Source organism: Neochlamydia sp. S13 (assembly GCF_000648235.2).
In the GTDB taxonomy this organism is placed as follows: Bacteria; Chlamydiota; Chlamydiia; order Chlamydiales; family Parachlamydiaceae; genus Neochlamydia.
This window is the reverse complement of sequence record NZ_AP017977.1, coordinates 2,046,044-2,065,689: the sequence shown is the minus strand read 5'-3', so window position 1 is coordinate 2,065,689 and position 19,646 is coordinate 2,046,044. Positions and strand designations below refer to the sequence as shown.

Sequence of the window (19,646 nt, the reverse complement as noted above, 5' to 3'; positions counted from 1 at the left end):
GCATTAGCAGACAGAGTTTAAAGCTAACCCAGCTAATTTCAAGATCTCCAGTGACCCAATATTTATAAAAATTCTTAGCTGCTTTTAAAAGAATTCTAAAGATGAAATCAATGGTTATCAAGCAATAGTGCTGTGTGAGTATTCATATTTTTCATTTTCTCCTACCTTACTTATTAAGCTTGTTTAGATAAAAAATAGATCAGTACTCTACTTGGTGATACCTATTGAATTTTTTAGGCTTGGCTAGAGGAGAATAAGGGTGCTTAAAGGTTGGCAATATGAAAATTAAAAATCCGCGTCTTAACGAATGGATTGAAGAGATGCGGCAATTAACGCAACCTGATCGCCTCATTTTATGCGATGGTTCTTTAGCTGAATATGACCAGCTGTGTGAGCAAATGCTAAAAGCTGGCTCTTTTCTTCAACTTAATCCTAGCAAGCGTCCCCATAGTTTTCTTTGCCGTTCCGATCCACGCGATGTCGCGCGTGTAGAAGAAAGTACTTTTATTTGTTCAAAAAATAAGGAAGATGCTGGGCCTACCAATAATTGGCGCGATCCTCAGGATATGAAAAAAACTTTGAAAGCTCTTTTTAAAGGATGTATGCGAGGACGTTCCATGTATGTTATTCCTTATAGCATGGGTCCTTTAGAATCTGATATTTCTCATATAGGAGTAGAGCTTACAGACTCGCCCTATGTCGTCGTCAGTATGCATCATATGACTCGTATGGGCCAAAAAGTGTTGGAGGTGTTAGGGGAGACTGGCTCTTTTGTTCCCTGTATACATTCTGTAGGAAAGCCTTTGGCTGATGGGGAGAAAGATACCGATTGGCCTTGTAATCCTGATCATCGGTATATTGTACATTTTCCTGAAGAGCGTACCATTTGGTCTTTTGGAAGTGGTTATGGAGGGAATGCTCTTTTAGGTAAAAAATGTTTTGCTTTGCGTATTGCTTCGGTCATGGCAAGGGATGAAGGGTGGCTGGCAGAACACATGCTTATCTTGGGGCTTACTAACCCTTACGGAGAGAAAAAATATATAGCCGCGGCTTTTCCTAGTGCTTGTGGTAAAACAAATTTAGCCATGTTGACCTCTACCCTTCCCGGCTGGAAAGTGGAAGCCATTGGTGACGATATTGCCTGGATGAAATTTGGCGCCGATGGACGTTTATATGCTATCAATCCGGAAGCAGGTTTTTTTGGCGTGGCACCAGGTACCTCAATGAAATCTAATTGCCAGGCTATGCGGAGCATTGAACGCAATAGCATTTTTACAAACGTGGCCTTGACAGATGAAGGCGATGTGTGGTGGGAAGGGATGACAGAGCAGATACCTAAGCATTTGCAGGATTGGTTAGGTCAGGAGTGGACTCCTACCTCTAAAGCTCCAGCTGCACATCCAAACTCTCGTTTTACAGTTTCAGCTTCTCAATGTCCAGCTATAGACCCAGCTTGGCAGGATCCAAAAGGAGTGCCGATTTCCGCCATTGTATTTGGGGGCAGGCGTTCCTCTCTACAGCCTCTATGTTTGGAATCTTTTAGCTGGCAGCATGGTGTTTTTTTTGGTGCTAGTGTCTCTTCTGAGATGACTGCCGCTGCTAAAGGAACGGTAGGTAAGCTACGGCGCGATCCCTTTGCTATGCTGCCATTTTGTGGTTATAACATGGGAGACTATTTTGCTCATTGGCTATCTATGGAAAAGCAGACTCCTCCTGAAAAATTACCAAAAATTTTTTACGTCAATTGGTTTAGAAAGGGAGAGAAGGGTGAGTGGCTTTGGCCAGGATATGGCGAAAATATTCGTGTGTTGAAATGGATTTTTGAACGTTGCGCTGGGATAAACAATGCAATTGAATCGCCTTTAGGCTATGTTCCTGGACCTAAAGCTCTTGACTTAAGTAATTTGCCTATTACAGAAGATGCCCTAGCTAACCTTTTTTATATAGATAAAGAACAATGGAAAAAAGAGGTGCACGAAACTAAAGCTTACTTCAGAATGTTTGGTGACCGATTGCCCAAAAGCCTGCTGCAAGAAATTCTTTCCCTTGAGTCACGATTGCAATGAATCTAGATAATCTTCATTTAAAATATATACGCAGGCTTATCCTAGTTTTAACCGCTAGTGGAGCTTTAAATATTATTCTCCTTTCTCTCTTCTTTTATTGGTTTATTAAAGATGCTCCGCCACCCCTTTATTTTGAGCAAAAGCCTGCATTAAAACAAGAGCAACAAGTTCCTTTAGCTAGTACAAAGGGAAATATTGAATTAATCCATTATTTTCGTTCATTATCTTTTGATGAATTGGTAGCTAGGCTTTCAAATCATCAGCTGATAGAAAATGGTTATACGCAACGAGATATTGCTCTAGCCTGCTTGGTTGCATTTCATCATTTCGACTTATCGCGTGCCTTATTAGGCCATCCACCTTTGGCGCAGCAACGTTCTATTATATATGGTCAGCTTAAAAGTGGGCAACCCGCTATGATTACTGTTTATCCAGGATTATCGGACGAAAATTTTCAAGCGGTTATCCAATTTGCTAACACTGAAAGATGGCCTTTAACTAGCAAAGGACTGTTTTTGCAGCTTAAAAAATTTAAAGACCGGGAGGATACGAGTTTATCTGATGCTTTTTTTATGACCTCAGAATTTCTTGCTGTAGAATGGCTTTTTAATCGAGCTGAAATACCAGTAAGTAAAATAGAGCTGCAAAATATGCTTTTGGATGGTACATGGGGCATGCTGTCAGGCTTTGCTGAGCAACAAAAAATTGTCCAAGATCTTTCAGCTGCTAGAAGGCAACGTTTTTTATTAGAATATGTGGATGGTCAGTCCAAACATGCGGCTTATCTACTCTTGAAAGTAGATGGGGAGTTTGCTTTGAATAAACTCGATGATTATCATGTACTAGCTTTACTAGCACTATTAGAAGATAAAACTTCTGAAAGTGAAAAGTATGCTTTAGACCTACTGGACAGGCCGCGCAGTGATAATGTATGGAAAGCTGCAGGAGCTAAATTATACCAGTATGCAGGAGAGCTGATTCCTGAAAACAATTTACCTCATGGTGCTATGAAACGCTTTATATTAGGGGCTTCTTCCGCCGAAGTACCTCTTAAAAAGCCCATCATCAGAGAAAATCCCTCTAAGCCTCTTGTCCCTCTATCACCTCCTCCTCCAACCCCATTTAATTCTTCCCCTAAAAAACCTGCTAGTCAAACGTTAGCACCTAAAGCTCCTAAGTCACCTACTTCTTTTCCTTCCGATCGTTTATATATTGTTCAAGAAGGCGATTCTCTATGGAAAATTTCTCGGCGCTTTAAGGTCGATATTGAGGTTTTGCGTGACTACAATAAACTTAAAACAGATGCTCTGAAACCCGGCACACCTTTAAGAATTCCTTCTTAAATTGTAACTTTAGAAAATCTTTTCACACCAGTAGAAAAAAATCCTAGATTGTTTTGCCATCACTAAAACAGTTTTTCCTGACTTGGACACTCGTTAGACTTAAAACATTGATTATAAGATTTTAATCTACTTCTTATGCAGTTGCGTGCTTTGTAAAATCCCTTTTGTTAAGCAGAGACACATCTTTCAGAGGGTTGGGTATGCAGACTAAGGTGCGCCACGAACTTTGACAAGCCAACGGCGGGTCAAAGATGCTGTACAAGAGATTAGGGAAGGCCCCTAGTAACCGATGACTTAGGCATAGGTTACAAACCACCTTAAGCTGCATGGGTAAAGAGCCCATGTGGTGAGCGTTAAGGAAAAGGTATAGCAAGACTATATCAGGTGAGAGTTAAGGAGACGAATGCAAATGAATCACTGATGACGTGTCGAAAGCATAGGGATGATGTCAAAACTGGGGGGTCTTAGTTAACCCAGGACAAATCTAAGGGAAACCTAATATTAACTGCTTAGATGGCATCCGGCATAAAGGTGACGTGAACTTAACTACAGGCTCTTATACGGAACGTGGGAACCTGTCGCCTTGATGAAAAGGGAGAAGTTCAAATGGAAGCCCCATAAGAACCAGAGTACCGATGCAAGGAACAGGGGCGGAATAGCCCGTAGTAGTGAGGAGACCTCTGTAATGGAGGTGGAGCGAAGGGGACTATATTGTTTAGCTTAAGATTAATCGAACAACTGGAAACAGGAGGAATCGATGAATACAGCAAAGTCGTATTGTATTTCTAAATCCATTGTATGGGAAGCATACAAGAGAGTAAAAGCTAACAAAGGAGCAGCAGGTGTTGACGAAGAGTCTATAGAAGAATTTGAAAAGAATCTTAAAGACAATCTGTATAAACTTTGGAATCGCCTATCGTCGGGGAGCTACTTTCCGCCTCCCGTAAAGATAGTTGCCATACCAAAAAGTGATGGAAAGCTGAGAAAGCTGGGAATACCCACAGTATCAGACAGAATCGCACAGATGGTCGTTAAGCTGTATCTAGAGCCAGAGATTGACCCACATTTTCATCCTGATTCTTATGGGTACAGACCTGGAAAATCAGCGTTAGAAGCCGTAGGAGTCGCTAGACAGAGATGTTGGCGCAACGACTATGTTATTGACCTTGATATCAAAGGATTTTTCGATAATTTAGACCACGAGCTCGTGATGAGAGCCGTAAGGAAACACACCGAAAGCCAATGGATTCTTCTGTATATAGAACGCTGGCTAAAAGCGCCAGAGCAAGATGCAGACGGGAAACTTATAAAAAGAGATAGAGGGACTCCACAAGGGGGTGTAATCAGCCCTTTACTAGCCAATCTATTTCTTCATTATGCCTTAGACGAATGGATGAGGAAATGCTATCCAGGTAATCCATTCGAGCGTTATGCTGATGATATAGTGGTTCACTGTCAAACGGAAGCGCAAGCCAACGAAATAAAGAAAGCTATTGCAGAACGCTTAGCTCAATGCAAACTGGAGTTGCATCCTGCAAAGACAAAAATCGTCTATTGCAAAGATGATGAACGAAGAAAAAGATACCTAAACGAGAAATTTGATTTTTTGGGATATACTTTTAGAGCCAGAAGATCAAAGAATCGGTATGGAAAGCTCTTCATCAACTTTAGTCCCGCAGTAAGCAATAAAGCAAAGAAAGCAATAACGAGTACGATGAGAAGTTGGAAAATGCATCTGCGCAGTGACAAGAAGATTGTAGATTTATCAAGAATGTTTAACCCCATGATAAGAGGTTGGATCAACTACTATGGTAAATATTACAAATCAGAACTCTATCAAATTTTCAATGTTGCAAACCGTACATTAGCAAGGTGGGCGGAAAGGAAATACAAGAAGTTAAGAGGCCACAGCAGAAGGGCAATGCATTGGTTGGGAGGGATCGCAAAACGAGAACCTCAGCTATTTGCTCACTGGAAAATGGGCGCCATACCTGCGACTAGACAATAGGAGCCGTATGAGCTGAGAGGCTCACGTACGGAACTGTGAGAGCGTGAGGGTGTGATCCCCTCGCGCTACTCGACTTTTTTTAAAGCGTATTATCAATGTTTGTTGTTTTGGCTATGAATAAGATGACAAAGCTTGGAATGCCCAAAGGGCATCGGGTGCTAACTTAGGTGGTAGTACTTAACAGACGAGCTATAAGATCATTTACGCAAGAAGGCCACTTATAAACTAGAAGTGTCAAACTCAGAAAAAAAATTGCAAATCATTTTAAAATAATATAAAAACTAGTTGAACACTCAACTGGTTAAAACTAAATAAACCTATGAACTTAGAAAGCCTATCTACTCCTCAATATATATTTCCTGTATTTAAAGAAATGGAAGAAACTTCTACTACCTCGGAGGAAAAAACCGTAGTATATACTGAAATCGCTTTAAGAATATTTACAAGGCTAGCATTGCAAGATTTATGTCGTACAGAGCTGGTATGCAAAAAGTGGAAACAAATTATTCACGAAAATAAATCTCAATTGATAGAAAGAAATAATTTATACGAAAATTTTTATCTTCAATATTTTAAAGCTGCCTTGCGCAAGGAAAAAGAGCAGAATGATGCAGGTAGAAACATTAAGCTTTCTAAGGGCTCTGATTTTTTAACCTCTACATACCCCACACTTCATCATAGTATTATAAGAAACTGTATTCAATGGTTTAACCAAACCATGCCAAGTAGTGACATGTTTTGGAGTCCATATTACTCTCAAAAATTACAACCCTACCTAGGGTGGCTATCAGATTGCGTAAATAGAATTGCTTACTTTATCTTTCGAAGCGACAAATTTTTCTCACCAAGTAAACGGGAAGTGTCCTATGTGTTAGAATTAAAACTTGCCGTCCAAAAAAAGGATTTTTTGCAAGAAAGCCTATGTATCGAAAAACTAGGCGATATTTATGTGGAAAAAAGAACTTCTAAAACGCTTCTTCAAGCTGCAGGACTTTATAATTATGCTTTAAAAAGACATTCTTTATTATCTTCTTCAGAAGATAAAGGAGAAATTCTTAAAGAGAAGCTTTTCAAAGCTCAAAATCTTCTTATTAAACTATGCGAAGGAGAACCTATAAGCCTTGAACAAATGCAGAAACAATTTGAAAGCAATCGCAGCGCATTAAAAAAATTTAGAGAAGAAGTAGAGAAGAAAATTCAAGTTCTCGGACCAAATCCTTCTTCTCAACAAGTAAAAGAGCTTTACCAAGGTATTGCTCTACATATAAAAAGTTTTTTCGGTTTTCTTGTAAAGCAAGCGATAGACATTTTAGGCCCGGCACCTTGTGAATATGCAATGATAGGTTTTGGTTCCTTAGCGAGGGAGGAAATGACACCCTACTCTGATTTAGAGTTTGGTATTCTTATAGAAAAAGATTCTTCTTCTAGCAGAAATTATTTTAGACATCTCACTGCTTTACTGCATTTAAAAGTCATTAATTTAGGAGAAACTATTCTTCCTGCTTTGAATATTCCGCGTATAAAAGAGATAGATTTTTTTGATAGTATTACCCCTAGAGGTTTTGCTTTTGATGGGGAAGGGGTAGAAGGAAAAGGCTGTAAAACGCCTCTGGGTAATGGGATAACATTTGAGCTTATTCAAACTACTGAAAAGATGTCGCAATATGTTGCTAAAGATGAAAAAGGCCAATGGTGGCATGAGAAAGAACCTCATCTTCCTATGGAACTTTTGACATTCACTCATCTGTTAGGCAATCCAGAGCTAACCAAGCAATATGAGGAAAAAGTTCAAGAAAAACTTAAGGTTTTTTATCAAGAAGGCTCTGCTCTTCGTCAATATTTAGCTAAGCAGCATTTGTTTTATCAAGATATGGTAACTTTTTACCCAGGACTAGGAGACTTAAAAACACAAGGCATGCTTTTTAAAGCTAAGAATGACTTTTATCGCTTTCCTCATCTAGCCTTGGACCGGTTAGCCCTTCTCAAAGAAATCTCAGCAATGGATACTTTTACCAGGATTGATCGGTTAAAAGAAAAAAAGGTTTTAAATAAGGATAGCGCTAAAAAGCTAAAAGAATGGATGAGTGTAGCATTGTTAATGCGCCTAAGGACCTATTGTAAGTATAAAGCCCAAAATGAAATGATGAATCCTTTAATTCAACCTTTCGGATTGGAGGATCCTACACTTATCCAAAAGCAGCTTGCACTAGATAATGCAGCTTTAGCGCAGATAAAGAAGATTTACCGCGTTTTTATCCCTTTCGGCCAGGCTATCATCCATATGTTTTCATCAGGGGAAGAAGATTCCCTTAAGCTTTCCACTCTAGATGATTCACCCGAGATGGAAGGAGCCATAGCTTTAAGGCTTTTTCAACACCAAGAGGCAGAAAAGCGGTATAAGCAAGCTAGTGAAAAGGATTCCAAGAATAGTCATGTATTAAATGCTCTAGGAATGATTTACCTTGAGCAAAAAAGGTTAGATGAAGCGGCTCGATGTATCAATCAAGCACTTGAGATAAATAAAGAGAGCTATAATAAAAATTTTATAGCCCTGGCAAGAGATTACAATAATATGGGAATGGTTTATCAAGCTCAAGGGGATGCAGGGCAGGCGGCTAGGTATACCAAGATAGCGCTTGCCATTAAATTTTCACTTCAAGAAAAAGATTATGAGACTCTAGCAACGTATTACAATAATCTAAGCTCGATCTACCTAGACCAAGGAAAGTTAAAAAAAGCAGTTATGTATGTTAAGAAGGCACTCGAAATCAACCTTAAGCTTTTTAGGGAAAATGCTCTAAGCACGGCTGTATATTACAACAACCTTGGAATGATTTACAAAGATCAAATGAAGCTGGATAAAGCAGCTAGATATGTGAATCAAGCGCTCGAAATTAACAGTAAAATGTTTGACGAAAATCATCCGAGGGTAGCACATAACCACCATAATCTGGGAGTGATTTACTACGAGCAAGGAAATTTAGAAAAAGCGTCTGCATCTACTCACGAAGCGCTCAGAATCCGCCGCAAATTTTTTGGTGAAAATCATCCGATTTTAATAGGATCTTATAGTGCTTTAGGAATGATTTACTACGATCAGGGGCGTTTAAATGAAGCGGCTAAGTATTTAAATCATGCTCTTATAATTAACCGCAATCTTGCTAGGAAGAATGATCCAGAAACGGTACAAAGTTTCAGCAACCTGGCAAATATTTACCAAGAACAAGGAAATTTAAAGCAGGCGATTGAGTGTATCGAGGCTGCATGGCAAATCGCTTATAAACTATATAAAGAAAATCATCCAATTATGGCCATAATTTATGCCAATAGAGGGAAAATTTACCAAACGCAAGGGAATTTGATACAAGCGGCTAAAGATATCGAACAAGCTCTCAAAATTGATCGCAGAATTTTTGGTGAAAAACACCCGAAAGTGGCATTTCATTATATTAATCTAGGAGTAATTTATCTCGATCAAAGTAAGTTAGGGGAAGCGGCTCTTGTTCAAAATAATTTAAATAAAAAAACTCCTGTTCGCAGAAAGCTAGATGAAGTAGTTCTCGATCAAAAAAAGGTAGAGGAAGCGGCTAGGTGCATCAATCAAGCGTTATCTATTGATTCTAAGCTGTTTGGCAAAAATTATCGCCTGATGGCGAGCTTTTACAATGGTTTGGCTCAACTCATTTACAAAGCCCAAGGCAATTTAAAAGAAGCAAAAAAGCTTATTAGGCAAGCGCTTGCAATTGACAAGAAAATTTTTGGTAAAAATCACCCTAAGGTAGCAAGAGATTACAACAATCTAGGAATGAATTATGAAGCCCTAGGAAAATTTGAAAAAGCAATTAAATATGTTAATAAAGCGCTTAAAATTGATCGTGAAATTTTTGGTAAAGATCATCCGCGAATGGCATCGGGTTATAGCAATCTAGGGCTGGTCTACAAGGCTAAAGGAGAGTTTAAAAAAGCAGCAAAATATGCTGAGCGAGCTTTCGAGATCAATCGCAAGGTTTTTGGAGAAAATCATCCCAAAATGGCTGATTGTTACCGTAATCTTACATCCATTTACCAAGCTCAAGGAGATGGAGCCAAAGCAGTTTTCTGCTTTCAGAATGCTTTACGTATTGAACTTCAACCTCTTCTTGAGAATAACCCCAATATGGTCATTCGCTATTCCCCATGCAAAATTGACTCAAAATCATTCAAAAACTAGGCTTAGAGAGAGCAGTTAAATTGCCTCACTAAGATAACATGTAATCAAAATAAGGACACTTGTCATTAACTGGCATTTAACCTAATCTTTTTTCTGATTAATATTTTTTATCAACACCTTCATTTATTGTTATCTGGGTTCTTGTTTCAATTCCAATTTCACTTTTCAATAACGCGGCTATAACATAATTTTTCTCCTTATATTGTTCAATAATCTTTTCATATTCATTGACTAAGCGCGATGTCCTACCCACCGAAAAAGCTGCTTCTTCTGTAGACATACCTTTTTGTTTGCATAGCAATATTTGCTTGAAAGTGGATATATACCTTTGTATCGCTGGTAAAGAGTGTTTTGTTTCTCTGCTCACTTGCTGAACAGTTTTTTGCTCAATAAAGAGCTTTTCAATGATCATTGTTTTGTGAGTTAAAGTAGGGCCTATATCATGGATAGATCCTCTTCTGGGAAGAACCTCACGGTTTTCTAATTCCCACTCCTTGATATATTTGCCTACACTTTGTGGCGATATCTTTAACAAAATAGCTAATTCCGCGTGGGTTAAGCAACCTTCTTGATCAAAAGCTTGCTTACACATCCGCGCCACAGCTTCTTTTTTTATAACCCTTAATTTTTTCCCCTTGGCTCTTTCCATAGCATCTTGCGAGCTTACCAAATCTAAAATTACCGTTGTTAAACGTGTATTTTGAATAGATTTTCCATAAGATGAAAATTCATTGCGGTGGACTGTCGGCCATGTAACTTGTCCCGGCTGCATATGAGAGGTCTGCGGATAAAATTGATGCACCATATCCGCTATTGATTTAACCAGTACTTGCCTTGTCCTTGTTCCTCCTAGCTGTGGGCACTCATGCGAAAAAAACGCTTCCAAAGCACCTTCAAAGCATTTAAATGCTTGAGGGCAAAATGTAGCATGGTTTGCATCGATGTTCTTCTTCATGGCAGCCTCCGCTCGTTCCTGATAGAGTCGTTCGACGACATCATTCTTTTTTTTTCGTCTTGCGCATGATAATATTGGGCACCAACTATATAAACTTCCTCCAATCTTTGTTTAAAAAAGGCTTTATCTTTAAACTCTTCATATAGCAGGGAAAAGGTTTTAGTAGCATAGATGGAAATTCCTACCGTTAAGGCTATTTCAAACTCATTGAAATGTTTGCTTTTAAGAAAGGCTACTCTTTTAAACTTCTGTAGATAGTTTTCCACAGCTTCTATGCTATGCTTAATATGTTGGGCAATAGCCACAGGCTCTTTGCCCTCTAGCCAAAGCCGTATGGCAATAGCTCTATGGCTGACACCAGGGCCTATATCTTTTTGTTGACCTCGGGTGGGTAATAGAATGCCTATTGTTCTAAGCTCTTTAATATCTCTTCGAATGGTTCTTATATCGCACATTAATAATTCTGCTAGGTCCTCTTGAGTTAAGTATCCTCCTTGCTCTTTAGCTTCTTCAGCTATACGCACAAGTCTTCTCCTTCTTAGCTCAACACTTCTATCTCTATTATTATCCTGGGAAAAATTTCCTTTGTCTCGTTGGTCAAACAGCGTCAAAACCATAGGTAACATCTTGCACTCTTTTAAAGATTTGCCAGCTCCTTCTTCAGCTGCTACACAATGATATTTAATTTGCCCTGGTTTTAAGTGACTTTGGTGAAGTTCGGAAAAGTACACTTCCTCAATCAGACCTACTAAAATTTGAGCTTCCCAAGGACTTATTCCTGTTCCTTGAACAGCCAAATTTTTCATCTGCTGATGGATGTTTTTGATTTGAAGTCGTCTTTCTTGATCTTCTTTAGAATTTATAGTAACATTTTTCATGGCGTTCCTTTTATGGATGTTTTTGTTTTTTTCTTTAATTAAACATTATAAAGGTGAACGCCAGTTTTTTTAATAGATTTTCCGTTTTAAAAAAAAATTTATAAAATAGACAGATGACCTAATCGAAAATACCAATTGTTGAAATTGCTCTTGCAAGAGGGGCAAAAAATAATAAGAGAATTAAAAATGATTGATAAATATGGAACAGCCTTTGCGAAGATAGCTGGAAGCGTGGAGGAGAAGAAGCTATTTAAAAAATTTTAGCTTAGACGGAAAAGTTTTTTAGATCGGCGCAAACTAGGTGAGTAGACGGGGGATTGTTTATACCCGCGTGACTTATTTTAGCCGTCATGCAGAATTAAGAAATTTAGCCTCTTTCAATTCACCTGAACCCTTTCTTCAATTTTTTTAATATATTTTTAAACTTGATTAAGCTCTTTCTTTGCCTATAGCGTTTTTAAGTCTTTAATTTATCACCCTTAAAATAGGCCCGACTATCGATAATCACTTCATGAGCAAGGCCTGTGATGCCTATCAGATTAACAATTAGCATACAAGTTATACAGAGGTCAGCAAGGCCCCATACTAAATTTATCTGAATCAAAGTTCCTAAGGGAATCAGTAAAATATAAAGATAGGTAAAGGGGCGTGCAAAACGATGCCCTCCTAGATAAGTGATCGCTTGCGTGGCACAATAAGCCCAGGCAAGAATAGTAGTAAACCCAAACATAATGAGGGCAATGATGACCACATATTCACCGATTTGATGTCCCAGGCCTATACGAAAAGCATAAGTGACCATATTGGTGCTTTGTAAATCACCGTGCTGCCAAGCACCCGTAACCAATAAAACAAGGCCTGTCATCGTACATACAATCAAAACCATACAAGGAGCAACAAGAGACACAAGCCCATCGATTACAGGATGTTCGGTACGTGCGCTTGCTTGTAAAATGGGTACAATTCCGGTGCCTGCATCTGTAGCAAAAATAGCTCGGTTAAAGCCAGTCGTGATGGCTTTTAAGATGCTACTTCCTATGATGCCCCCCGCTGCTGCTTGAAAGTTGAAAGCGGAGGTGAACATTAATTGCAAAGCAGGCAAGATCTTCTCACGATTTAAATAGAGGATAATCAAAGTAAAAGTAAGATAGAGAAAAGCTTTCAAGGGCACGATGATGGAGGCAAAACGTGCAATTCTTTGAATGCCGCCTAATAAGACGAGTCCAATAAAGAAAGCAAATATAAAGCCACACAATAAAGGGGGAAAGCCCATCTTTTGGATTGGAAGTGTCATGGAATTGATCTGAGCAAAATTACCTACTGCTAAGGCAGCAAATATAGTGAAAATACAAAATATTTTAGCTAGGCTGTTTAAGCCAAGCCCTTTACTTAGATAGTACATAGGGCCGCTTACATACTCTCCACCTTCATCTTTCTGACGATATTTGGCTCCTAAAATGCAGCTTGAATATTGGATTGCTGAGCCAAAAAAAGCAATGATCCACATCCATATTAAAGCACCCGGCCCACCTGTTGAGAGGGCTATAGCCATACCGGAGATATTGCCGGTGCCAAAATTTCCTGCCAATACAGTAGAAATGGCTTCAAAATAACTAATATTTCCCTGTGCGTTTTGTTGTTGTTTAAGTAGATAACTAAAGCTGTTTTTGAGCCTAGCAATTTGAAAGCCACGAAGTTTTATGGTGAAATAAAGGCCTAAGAGTATGATAAAGGGGAATACAACACACAAGGTGAAAATTTGATTGGTCCTTTCTAAACTTGGCATTATATAAAGGTCCATTAAATTCTCGATTTTATTAGTTAATAGTTTTTTAGAAAAAAATAGTAAAAAATGAAGGAATCCCTCTAAAGATTAGGGGAAAAAGGTAAAAAAGTTAGCAAAAAAATCAATTCTTGCATGCATGCGGACAAAATATCACAAAATAAGCTAGCTTTCAAGAAAATTATTTGAAAGGTAGGGGTTGCTTTCTTGATTTAAAGCTTTGCATATTGTATTATTTTTCAGTAATTTACAATTTTTTTTATCTATGGATTTTATACATCAACCTTATGTACCTGGCGAGACAATTGCTGCTATAGCCACCCCCCCGGGAGAAGGAGGAGTGGCGATTGTCCGGATATCGGGCAATCAAGCTTTTGACGTAGCAAAAAAAGTTTTTTCCGGTCCTGTGTATAGCTATAAGTCCCATACTGCTCATTATGGCCAAATACGCGACTTGAATAATCAACCTATCGATGATGTGTTGCTCTTGGTCATGCGTGGACGCCGCTCTTACACCGGGGAAGATACTGTGGAAGTGCAATGTCATGGGGGTAGCTTGATTACCCGCCATGTATTAGAAGTTATATTGAAAGCAGGTGCAAGAGCCGCCCGCCCAGGCGAATTTACTTTTAAAGCATTTATGAATGGTAAGCTAGATCTGGCGCAAGCTGAGGCAGTACAATCTTTGATTGGTGCTAGGAATGAATATGCCCTCCAAGCTGCAGAAAACCAGCTAAAAGGCTCCTTATCCGCGAAAGTATTAGGCTTTCAAGAACGTCTCACCTTGATCGCTGCTATTTTAGAGGCCTGGGTAGATTTTCCCGATGAAGGGCTTGAATTTACTACGCTAGAAGAGATTTGCCAGGATCTGGAGGCTATTCTTATAGATATGCAATCTCTTTTTAACACGTTTCGCGATGGAAAAATATTAAAGGAAGGAATTTCCCTTTGTTTGGTCGGTTGTCCCAATGTAGGCAAATCTTCTTTAATGAATGCACTCCTCGATAAAGAGCGTGCGATTGTCTCTCATTTTCCTGGAACAACACGCGATATTGTCGAAGATGAAATACGTTTAAATGGGCTTAATTTGCGCTTGCTAGATACAGCAGGGATTCGGGTGACAGATGAGCTAGTTGAGCAAGAGGGTATTCGCCGCTCCAAAGAAGCTATGGGGCAAGCTGATCTTATTCTTCTTGTGTTAGATGCTACCAAAGGGATCGAGGAGCAGGATCACTTTTTGCTTAAAGAAGTCCCTGCTGCTAAGACGATTGTGATATGGAATAAGATCGATTTGCCACATGTATCTTTACCTGCTATCGCTCATCTACCCTATGTAGTGCCCTTATCGGCAAAACAAAAAATAGGACTCGATCGATTACGGCAGGTGATCGACTCTGTCATTTGGAAAGAAGGACCTCCTTCTAAAGAGGAGGTATTGATCACTAATGTCCGCCATCGAGAAGCCCTACAGCTCTCTATTCAAGCAGGCCAAAATGTCCTATCAGGTTTAAAGGGAAATATCTCTCCAGAGTTTTTATCGATGGACATGCGGCAATGTTTGGCTGAACTTGGGAAAATTATTGGAACAAACATTTCAGAAGATATATTATCCGCCATATTTTCGACATTTTGCATTGGTAAATGATTAGATGAATAGAAAAGAAAAAGCAGCCAAAATTTTTACAATATTAAACAAGCTTTATCCTAATCCTCCTATTCCTCTTTTACATAAAGATCCTTATACTCTCCTCGTAGCTGTGCTATTGTCTGCTCAATGTACCGATAAATGCGTTAATCAAGTGACCCCTAAGCTTTTTGCTAAAGCTGATACGCCCGAGAAGATGGCCCAGTTAGACATAGAAGATATTCAAAAGATTGTCCGTCCTTGTGGACTTTCTGCACGTAAAGCTGCTGCTATCCATCGCCTCTCAGAAATTCTTGCAGAAAAATATCAAGGCAAGGTGCCTGATACCTTTGAAGAATTAGAAGCCTTGCCAGGCATTGGCCATAAATCTGCGTCTGTGGTCTTAAGTCAATCTTTTGGCAAGCCTGCTTTTCCAGTAGATACTCATATCTATCGATGCGCCCTACGCTGGGGGCTAAGTAAAGGGAAAACAATTGCAGCAGTAGAAAAAGATCTTAAGCTCCTCTTCCCTCAAGAGACTTGGAATAAATTGCATCTACAAATCATCTATTTTGCGCGTGAATACTGTTCGGCTCGTCACCCTCATGTGGATAGATGTCCTATTTGCAGGATAATAACCCCATCGTAAGCGAGCTTATAGATATGCTTGCGAGGTAGGCAAGCTAGCAAAAAGCATTCTTTAAAATGTTATAAAGTAATAGTTTGCAAAAAAGCTTTTAAGAGTATAAATAAAGAATAACAACGCTAAAAAAGCTATAATAGGTTTTGAACGCATCCTATAAGAAGGTAAGGCTATGACTTATTCTCCCCCTAAAGTTTCACAGGAGAGTAAAATTTTTGGACAACAAAAAATGGGAGTAGATCCGCAAAGAGATAAGCAATCTTTAGAAGCTTCTCTTGATAGTAAGGTATCGCATGTTGTTGCTTATCATATTTTTCCTTCAAATATTCCTTTGCTTGGCCAGGTGCAACCGATAAAGAGCCTTAAAGAAAGATCTATTTTGCCTACAGAGCCTGCATCATCGGTTACCCAGCAAGTCCTTCAAGAGTGGAGGAAAGACCTAGACATAGATCCTGACGATCTTTATGAAATCATCGAGCAGCGGGGATTAAGAGATGCCGATAGCCAATTTAAAGTGCTGCGTCTTTATCTTGAGAAGTTTTCTGTACCTATACTCCTTAAAATAGAAAGTTTTGCTGAGCTCTCCCTAGATCAAAAGCTTGAACTTTTCAAAATAGCGCTTGTGTATGATTCTTCTACTGTAAATGAATGGCGAGCGGCATTTTCCAAATCAAATCGCCAGTTTTTCAGCCATAGCAGTAGTTTAAGTGCAGTGTTGGAAAAGTTCATCGATATAAAAGAAGAGAATCGATTAATCGATGAGATCTTTCTTTATCTAACCAAGAAAGGGGAATCTATAGGTATAACGGCAACTGATCATTTTTTAGAAAAGATCTTGCAAGCTTTCGAGCCCTTTTTGCAAAAAAAAGAAATGCTTATTTGGATTGCCTTTGCTTTCGATCGCCTAGCCCTCCTTTCAATTTCTACACAAGAAGAGAGTCTCAAAAGTCTACAGCTTATAGAGTGCTTAAGTAAGCTAGAGGACTCTCTTAAATATCCTTTAGTAGCTTTATTTTTCGATTCGTATTATTTTCCTTTATTTCTGCAAGTTAACTGTAAAATAGATAACGCTTCTTTGCCATTACTCCTCTTTACGCTTCTTAATTTTAGAAAAGAATGCTGGGAGGGGGTTTGTCAGCTATCTCCTAAAAAGCTAAATCATGTTCTGTCTACTATTCTTCATATCAGTCTATCCCTTCTCTTAAGCGATGATCAAAAAAGCGCTCTCTTTCGCCTTGTATTTCTTTCAAGCCATAAACAGGAGATCTTTTTACAAGCAGTAGCTTTAAAAGGATTATTAGCTTTTCGCAACCCTAAGGTATTTGAAGGGTTAACACTTAAAGCGTCAAAAGATTTGCTGCCCAACCAATTTTTAAAGGCTCTCCAGCATTTATCCTTGCTCTCTACTTCTGAGCTTTCTTTTGATTTTTCTAAATATTTTAACACTTTTGCTTCATTCCGCCGCCCTCACGCTTTGATTGATTATGCTATTAAATTACAAAGATTAGAAGAGGAAGCAGGAAGGAGAGTTGTTTTACAAAAGTTAAAGGAGTTTTTCCACGATGTTATGCAAGACCGATTTCACGATAAAAGATATGACTCTTCCTTAAGTCCTCATTTAAGCCATGTTTTTAATTCTTTTCCTGCCTTGGAAAAGCGCTGGAGAAGAAATGAGGTTCGATATTTTATTGACGAAAGCTTTTTAGGAGAGTCGCTAGCCTCTGCAGTTGTAGGGTGCATAGTGGAGGAGAGCGATGCTGTAGAAGATTTGCTTTTATGTACCACAGAAGTTTTAGGAAGCTGCCTTTCTATTGAGGGAAATTGTGAAGATAATAAAGCATTATTAGCCTATATCCTTGATGGGAAAAACAAGCTGTTGTGCATTAAAAGCCAGGGCAAAATGATTGGGAGAGCCATTGTACGCTTGCTTTGGAATGAAAATCTTGCAACGCCCGTTCTTTTTTTGGAAACTTTTTACAGTTCCTTACCTTATACGGAAACAAAACAAGGTATAGTTTCGCCTTATGACCAACTTGAAAAAGCTATTGTTAAAGCTGCCCTTGCTAAAGCATCTTCTCTTAGCTTGCCTCTTTTAAAAGCTTATTCATCTAATAATCCTGAGCATCTGCTTTATGAGCATGCCATTGTTTCCTTAGGGGGGAGAGCCCCTTATGAATGCTGTGATGCGATAGGGGCTACAGGAAGTGATGAACAATGTTTGAATAGCGTCTTTAGCATTCCAAAATCCCAGCTTATTCCCCGGGACGCCATAAAACCCTGGATTTCATGAGGCTGTAATGCCCAGACTCTGTTTCTTCTTTAGTTCTCTTTGCATATCTTATATCAGCTTTATCATAAGACTCGCTTGCATGGAATTGCTGATCCAACGGATCACATTTTTCAGAAGGTGCACGATTAGCAGCCAAGGATTCAATAGGATGAGGATAATCTTGAGGAATGCCTTCAAAAGGAACCTCGGCAATACGTCCACAGACAAGAGGGATATTTAGCTTCTTTGCCACTTGAAGGGAGGCTTGGCATAAAGCCAATTCTAGAAATTTCTGAGCATTTTTATCAGGAATATCTAAATGAATTCCTTCTTGCAAAAGGACAGGGGCATGACCTTCATGATCCCATAGTATTTTAAGGCAAAGACGGCCTACTAAAGGCTCATTAGAATCCTCTGCTGTTTTATATAGTTATTTGAATTCTATTTTTCTAAGGATATATGTATAATCAATTGGCATGGTATATTCACACGATTTAAGAAAAAAAGCTTTGAATTATATAGAGAATGGCGGCTCAATGGCCACAGCTAGTGAGGTGTTTGGTGTAACAGTTCGCACGTTAACCAACTGGATTAAGCGGAAAAAACAAGGTTGCCTAGCTCCTAAAAAAAGACGACAGAGCCCCAGTAAAATAGATAGTGAAAAGCTAAAATTATATATAAAACAAAATCCTGATGCTTACCTTAGGGAAATAGCTGAGGCATTCGGAGTGACAATAACTGCAGTTTTTTATGCCTGTAAAAGACTGAAAATCACTTTAAAAAAAAGACACCCTTCTACAAGGAAAGAGATGAGAATAAACGAGAGGAGTTTAGACAAAAGCTAGAAAACATTCCGGAAGAAAATAGGATTTACATAGATGAGAGCGGGATAAATGCCTACTTACAGCGCCAGCATGCAAGATCACCTATAGGAGAAAAGATTTATGGTGCTATAGCAGGTCGTTCATTTGCTAGAGAAAGCTTTATAGCAGCTAAATGCAAGTCTAAAATTTTAGCTCCTTTTTGTTATACAGGTACTTGTAATTCTCTTCTGTTTAACATTTGGCTAGAAAAAATATTGATACCTGAACTTAAAGCAGGACAAGTTCTGATAATGGATAATGCTACCTTCCATAAATCGCAAGCCACTGATGAACTTATTAAAAAGGCAGGGTGTGAGATTTTATTTTTACCGCCTTATTCTCCAGATCTAAACCCTATTGAAACCTTTTGGGCTAATTTTAAGAAGATTGTGGCAGCAAACTTAAGTAAGTTTTCTACTCTTGCTCAAACCATTGATTACTCTTTTTTAAGTATATGTTAATGAACAGAAATTTAAAATTCAAACCACTATACATAGCATTTTAGTCTTCCCATCAAAAACATTTCCTAATAAATCCTTCACATCTTGAGGATTTCCTGTCATGAGAGAAAGGCAGCTTTGGAAAAAGCTTAGTGGCTATCATAGAAGATCGCTTGTCGAAACGGCGATGTACCGCTTTAAAAGAAGCTTTGGAGAAGATTTTCGCTCTAGGAAGCTAGACTATCAGCGAGCAGGATTATATGCTAAGCATTTGGAGATGAATAAAATGGCAAAATTTGGAATGCCCCAAGGGCAATGGGTACTAACTTGATAAGCCTTTAAGCAGACCAACTATTAGGTCATTTACGCAACAAGGCCTTTATTTTTATCATTTTTATAATTTTTATTAATTATGAAATTAATAATATTTTTTATGTTTTGAATTAATTTATGGAATTGTTATTTAATTGAACTTGGCTGACTTTAGAGGGGATAATGAGTTAATTAAAGGTTTAAATGTCGTAATCTTGTAAGGATAAAGCTTAGCCAGGCAAGGCCAACAAA

Annotated in this window: 13 protein-coding genes and 1 pseudogene; 10 read left to right on the top strand and 4 right to left on the bottom strand. The window is 38.7% G+C overall.

What is annotated here, in order from left to right; genetic code table 11:
- Positions 1-278: 278 nt before the first annotated feature.
- The 4 genes from TY21_RS07985 to TY21_RS07970 all read left to right on the top strand — a co-directional run bounded on the left by TY21_RS07985 (position 279) and on the right by TY21_RS07970 (position 9,627).
- A complete protein-coding gene (locus TY21_RS07985) occupies positions 279-2,066 on the top strand; it encodes a phosphoenolpyruvate carboxykinase (GTP) (RefSeq protein ID WP_042240997.1) in 1,788 nt (595 codons plus the stop codon).
- Positions 2,063-3,409: a LysM peptidoglycan-binding domain-containing protein gene (locus TY21_RS07980; RefSeq protein WP_042240995.1), complete on the top strand. Its 1,347-nt coding sequence runs from the start codon at positions 2,063-2,065 to the stop codon at positions 3,407-3,409. Before TY21_RS07985 ends, TY21_RS07980 begins: the two co-directional genes overlap by 4 nt.
- Before the next feature lie 757 nt (positions 3,410-4,166).
- The gene (ltrA, locus tag TY21_RS07975; RefSeq protein WP_174232785.1) at positions 4,167-5,417 is read left to right on the top strand and encodes a group II intron reverse transcriptase/maturase; all 1,251 of its coding nucleotides are present in this window, start codon (positions 4,167-4,169) and stop codon (positions 5,415-5,417) included.
- 319 nt (positions 5,418-5,736) lie between these two features.
- Complete coding sequence (locus tag TY21_RS07970; protein WP_042242171.1) at positions 5,737-9,627, top strand: tetratricopeptide repeat protein; 3,891 nt, start codon at positions 5,737-5,739, stop codon at positions 9,625-9,627.
- Positions 9,628-9,724: 97 nt separating this feature from the next.
- On the opposite strand, the gene TY21_RS07965 is transcribed toward TY21_RS07970, so the two are convergent.
- The 3 genes from TY21_RS07965 to TY21_RS07955 all read right to left on the bottom strand — a co-directional run bounded on the left by TY21_RS07965 (position 9,725) and on the right by TY21_RS07955 (position 13,246).
- Positions 9,725-10,582, bottom strand: a complete 858-nt coding sequence (locus TY21_RS07965; RefSeq protein ID WP_130589638.1) for a DUF1670 domain-containing protein — start codon at positions 10,580-10,582, stop codon at positions 9,725-9,727.
- Positions 10,579-11,460 carry a DUF1670 domain-containing protein gene (locus TY21_RS07960; RefSeq protein ID WP_130589637.1) on the bottom strand — a complete coding sequence of 294 codons (882 nt, stop codon included), beginning with the start codon at positions 11,458-11,460 and terminating at the stop codon, positions 10,579-10,581. Before TY21_RS07960 ends, TY21_RS07965 begins: the two co-directional genes overlap by 4 nt.
- Before the next feature lie 457 nt (positions 11,461-11,917).
- The gene (locus TY21_RS07955; RefSeq protein ID WP_042238453.1) at positions 11,918-13,246 is read right to left on the bottom strand and encodes a sodium:alanine symporter family protein; all 1,329 of its coding nucleotides are present in this window, start codon (positions 13,244-13,246) and stop codon (positions 11,918-11,920) included.
- A gap of 262 nt (positions 13,247-13,508) precedes the next feature.
- Here TY21_RS07955 and mnmE point away from each other — a divergent pair, with 262 nt between their 5' ends.
- The 3 genes from mnmE (at position 13,509) to TY21_RS07940 (ending at position 17,800) form a co-directional block, all read left to right on the top strand.
- On the top strand, positions 13,509-14,888 hold the full coding sequence (mnmE, locus tag TY21_RS07950) for a tRNA uridine-5-carboxymethylaminomethyl(34) synthesis GTPase MnmE (protein WP_042238461.1): 1,380 nt from the start codon (positions 13,509-13,511) through the stop codon (positions 14,886-14,888).
- A gap of 4 nt (positions 14,889-14,892) precedes the next feature.
- Positions 14,893-15,516, top strand: coding sequence for an endonuclease III (gene nth, locus TY21_RS07945; RefSeq protein WP_042238455.1), 624 nt, complete (start codon positions 14,893-14,895; stop codon positions 15,514-15,516).
- Between the two features lie 166 nt (positions 15,517-15,682).
- Entirely contained in the window at positions 15,683-17,800 is a 2,118-nt protein-coding gene (locus TY21_RS07940; RefSeq protein WP_042238457.1) for a hypothetical protein, read from the top strand.
- On the opposite strand, the gene TY21_RS07935 is transcribed toward TY21_RS07940, so the two are convergent.
- On the bottom strand, positions 17,763-18,116 hold the full coding sequence (locus TY21_RS07935) for a hypothetical protein (RefSeq protein WP_042238458.1): 354 nt from the start codon (positions 18,114-18,116) through the stop codon (positions 17,763-17,765). The genes TY21_RS07940 and TY21_RS07935 overlap by 38 nt on opposite strands.
- Positions 18,117-18,255: 139 nt before the next feature.
- On the opposite strand from TY21_RS07935, the gene TY21_RS07930 reads away from it, so the two are divergent.
- The 3 genes and pseudogenes from TY21_RS07930 to TY21_RS07920 all read left to right on the top strand — a co-directional run bounded on the left by TY21_RS07930 (position 18,256) and on the right by TY21_RS07920 (position 19,413).
- Positions 18,256-18,624 (top strand): IS630 transposase-related protein, encoded by a 369-nt coding sequence (locus tag TY21_RS07930; RefSeq protein WP_042243465.1) that lies wholly within the window; start codon positions 18,256-18,258, stop codon positions 18,622-18,624.
- Positions 18,615-19,103 (top strand): annotated as a pseudogene (locus TY21_RS11080) (IS630 family transposase); the annotation flags it as partial. The gene TY21_RS07930 and the pseudogene TY21_RS11080, both read left to right, overlap by 10 nt.
- Positions 19,104-19,203: 100 nt before the next feature.
- On the top strand, positions 19,204-19,413 hold the full coding sequence (locus tag TY21_RS07920) for a hypothetical protein (RefSeq protein WP_042240794.1): 210 nt from the start codon (positions 19,204-19,206) through the stop codon (positions 19,411-19,413).
- Positions 19,414-19,646 lie beyond the last annotated feature (233 nt).

What these genes read in the sequence shown, in the direction of transcription:
- TY21_RS07985 (WP_042240997.1), top strand. Translation starts at nt 279, where the DNA reads ATGAAAATTAAAAATCCGCGTCTTAACGAATGGATTGAAGAGATGCGG.
- TY21_RS07980 (WP_042240995.1), top strand. Translation starts at nt 2,063, where the DNA reads ATGAATCTAGATAATCTTCATTTAAAATATATACGCAGGCTTATCCTA.
- ltrA (WP_174232785.1), top strand. Translation starts at nt 4,167, where the DNA reads ATGAATACAGCAAAGTCGTATTGTATTTCTAAATCCATTGTATGGGAA.
- TY21_RS07970 (WP_042242171.1), top strand. Translation starts at nt 5,737, where the DNA reads ATGAACTTAGAAAGCCTATCTACTCCTCAATATATATTTCCTGTATTT.
- TY21_RS07965 (WP_130589638.1), bottom strand. Translation starts at nt 10,582, where the DNA reads ATGAAGAAGAACATCGATGCAAACCATGCTACATTTTGCCCTCAAGCA.
- TY21_RS07960 (WP_130589637.1), bottom strand. Translation starts at nt 11,460, where the DNA reads ATGAAAAATGTTACTATAAATTCTAAAGAAGATCAAGAAAGACGACTT.
- TY21_RS07955 (WP_042238453.1), bottom strand. Translation starts at nt 13,246, where the DNA reads ATGCCAAGTTTAGAAAGGACCAATCAAATTTTCACCTTGTGTGTTGTA.
- mnmE (WP_042238461.1), top strand. Translation starts at nt 13,509, where the DNA reads ATGGATTTTATACATCAACCTTATGTACCTGGCGAGACAATTGCTGCT.
- nth (WP_042238455.1), top strand. Translation starts at nt 14,893, where the DNA reads ATGAATAGAAAAGAAAAAGCAGCCAAAATTTTTACAATATTAAACAAG.
- TY21_RS07940 (WP_042238457.1), top strand. Translation starts at nt 15,683, where the DNA reads ATGACTTATTCTCCCCCTAAAGTTTCACAGGAGAGTAAAATTTTTGGA.
- TY21_RS07930 (WP_042243465.1), top strand. Translation starts at nt 18,256, where the DNA reads ATGGTATATTCACACGATTTAAGAAAAAAAGCTTTGAATTATATAGAG.
- TY21_RS07920 (WP_042240794.1), top strand. Translation starts at nt 19,204, where the DNA reads ATGAGAGAAAGGCAGCTTTGGAAAAAGCTTAGTGGCTATCATAGAAGA.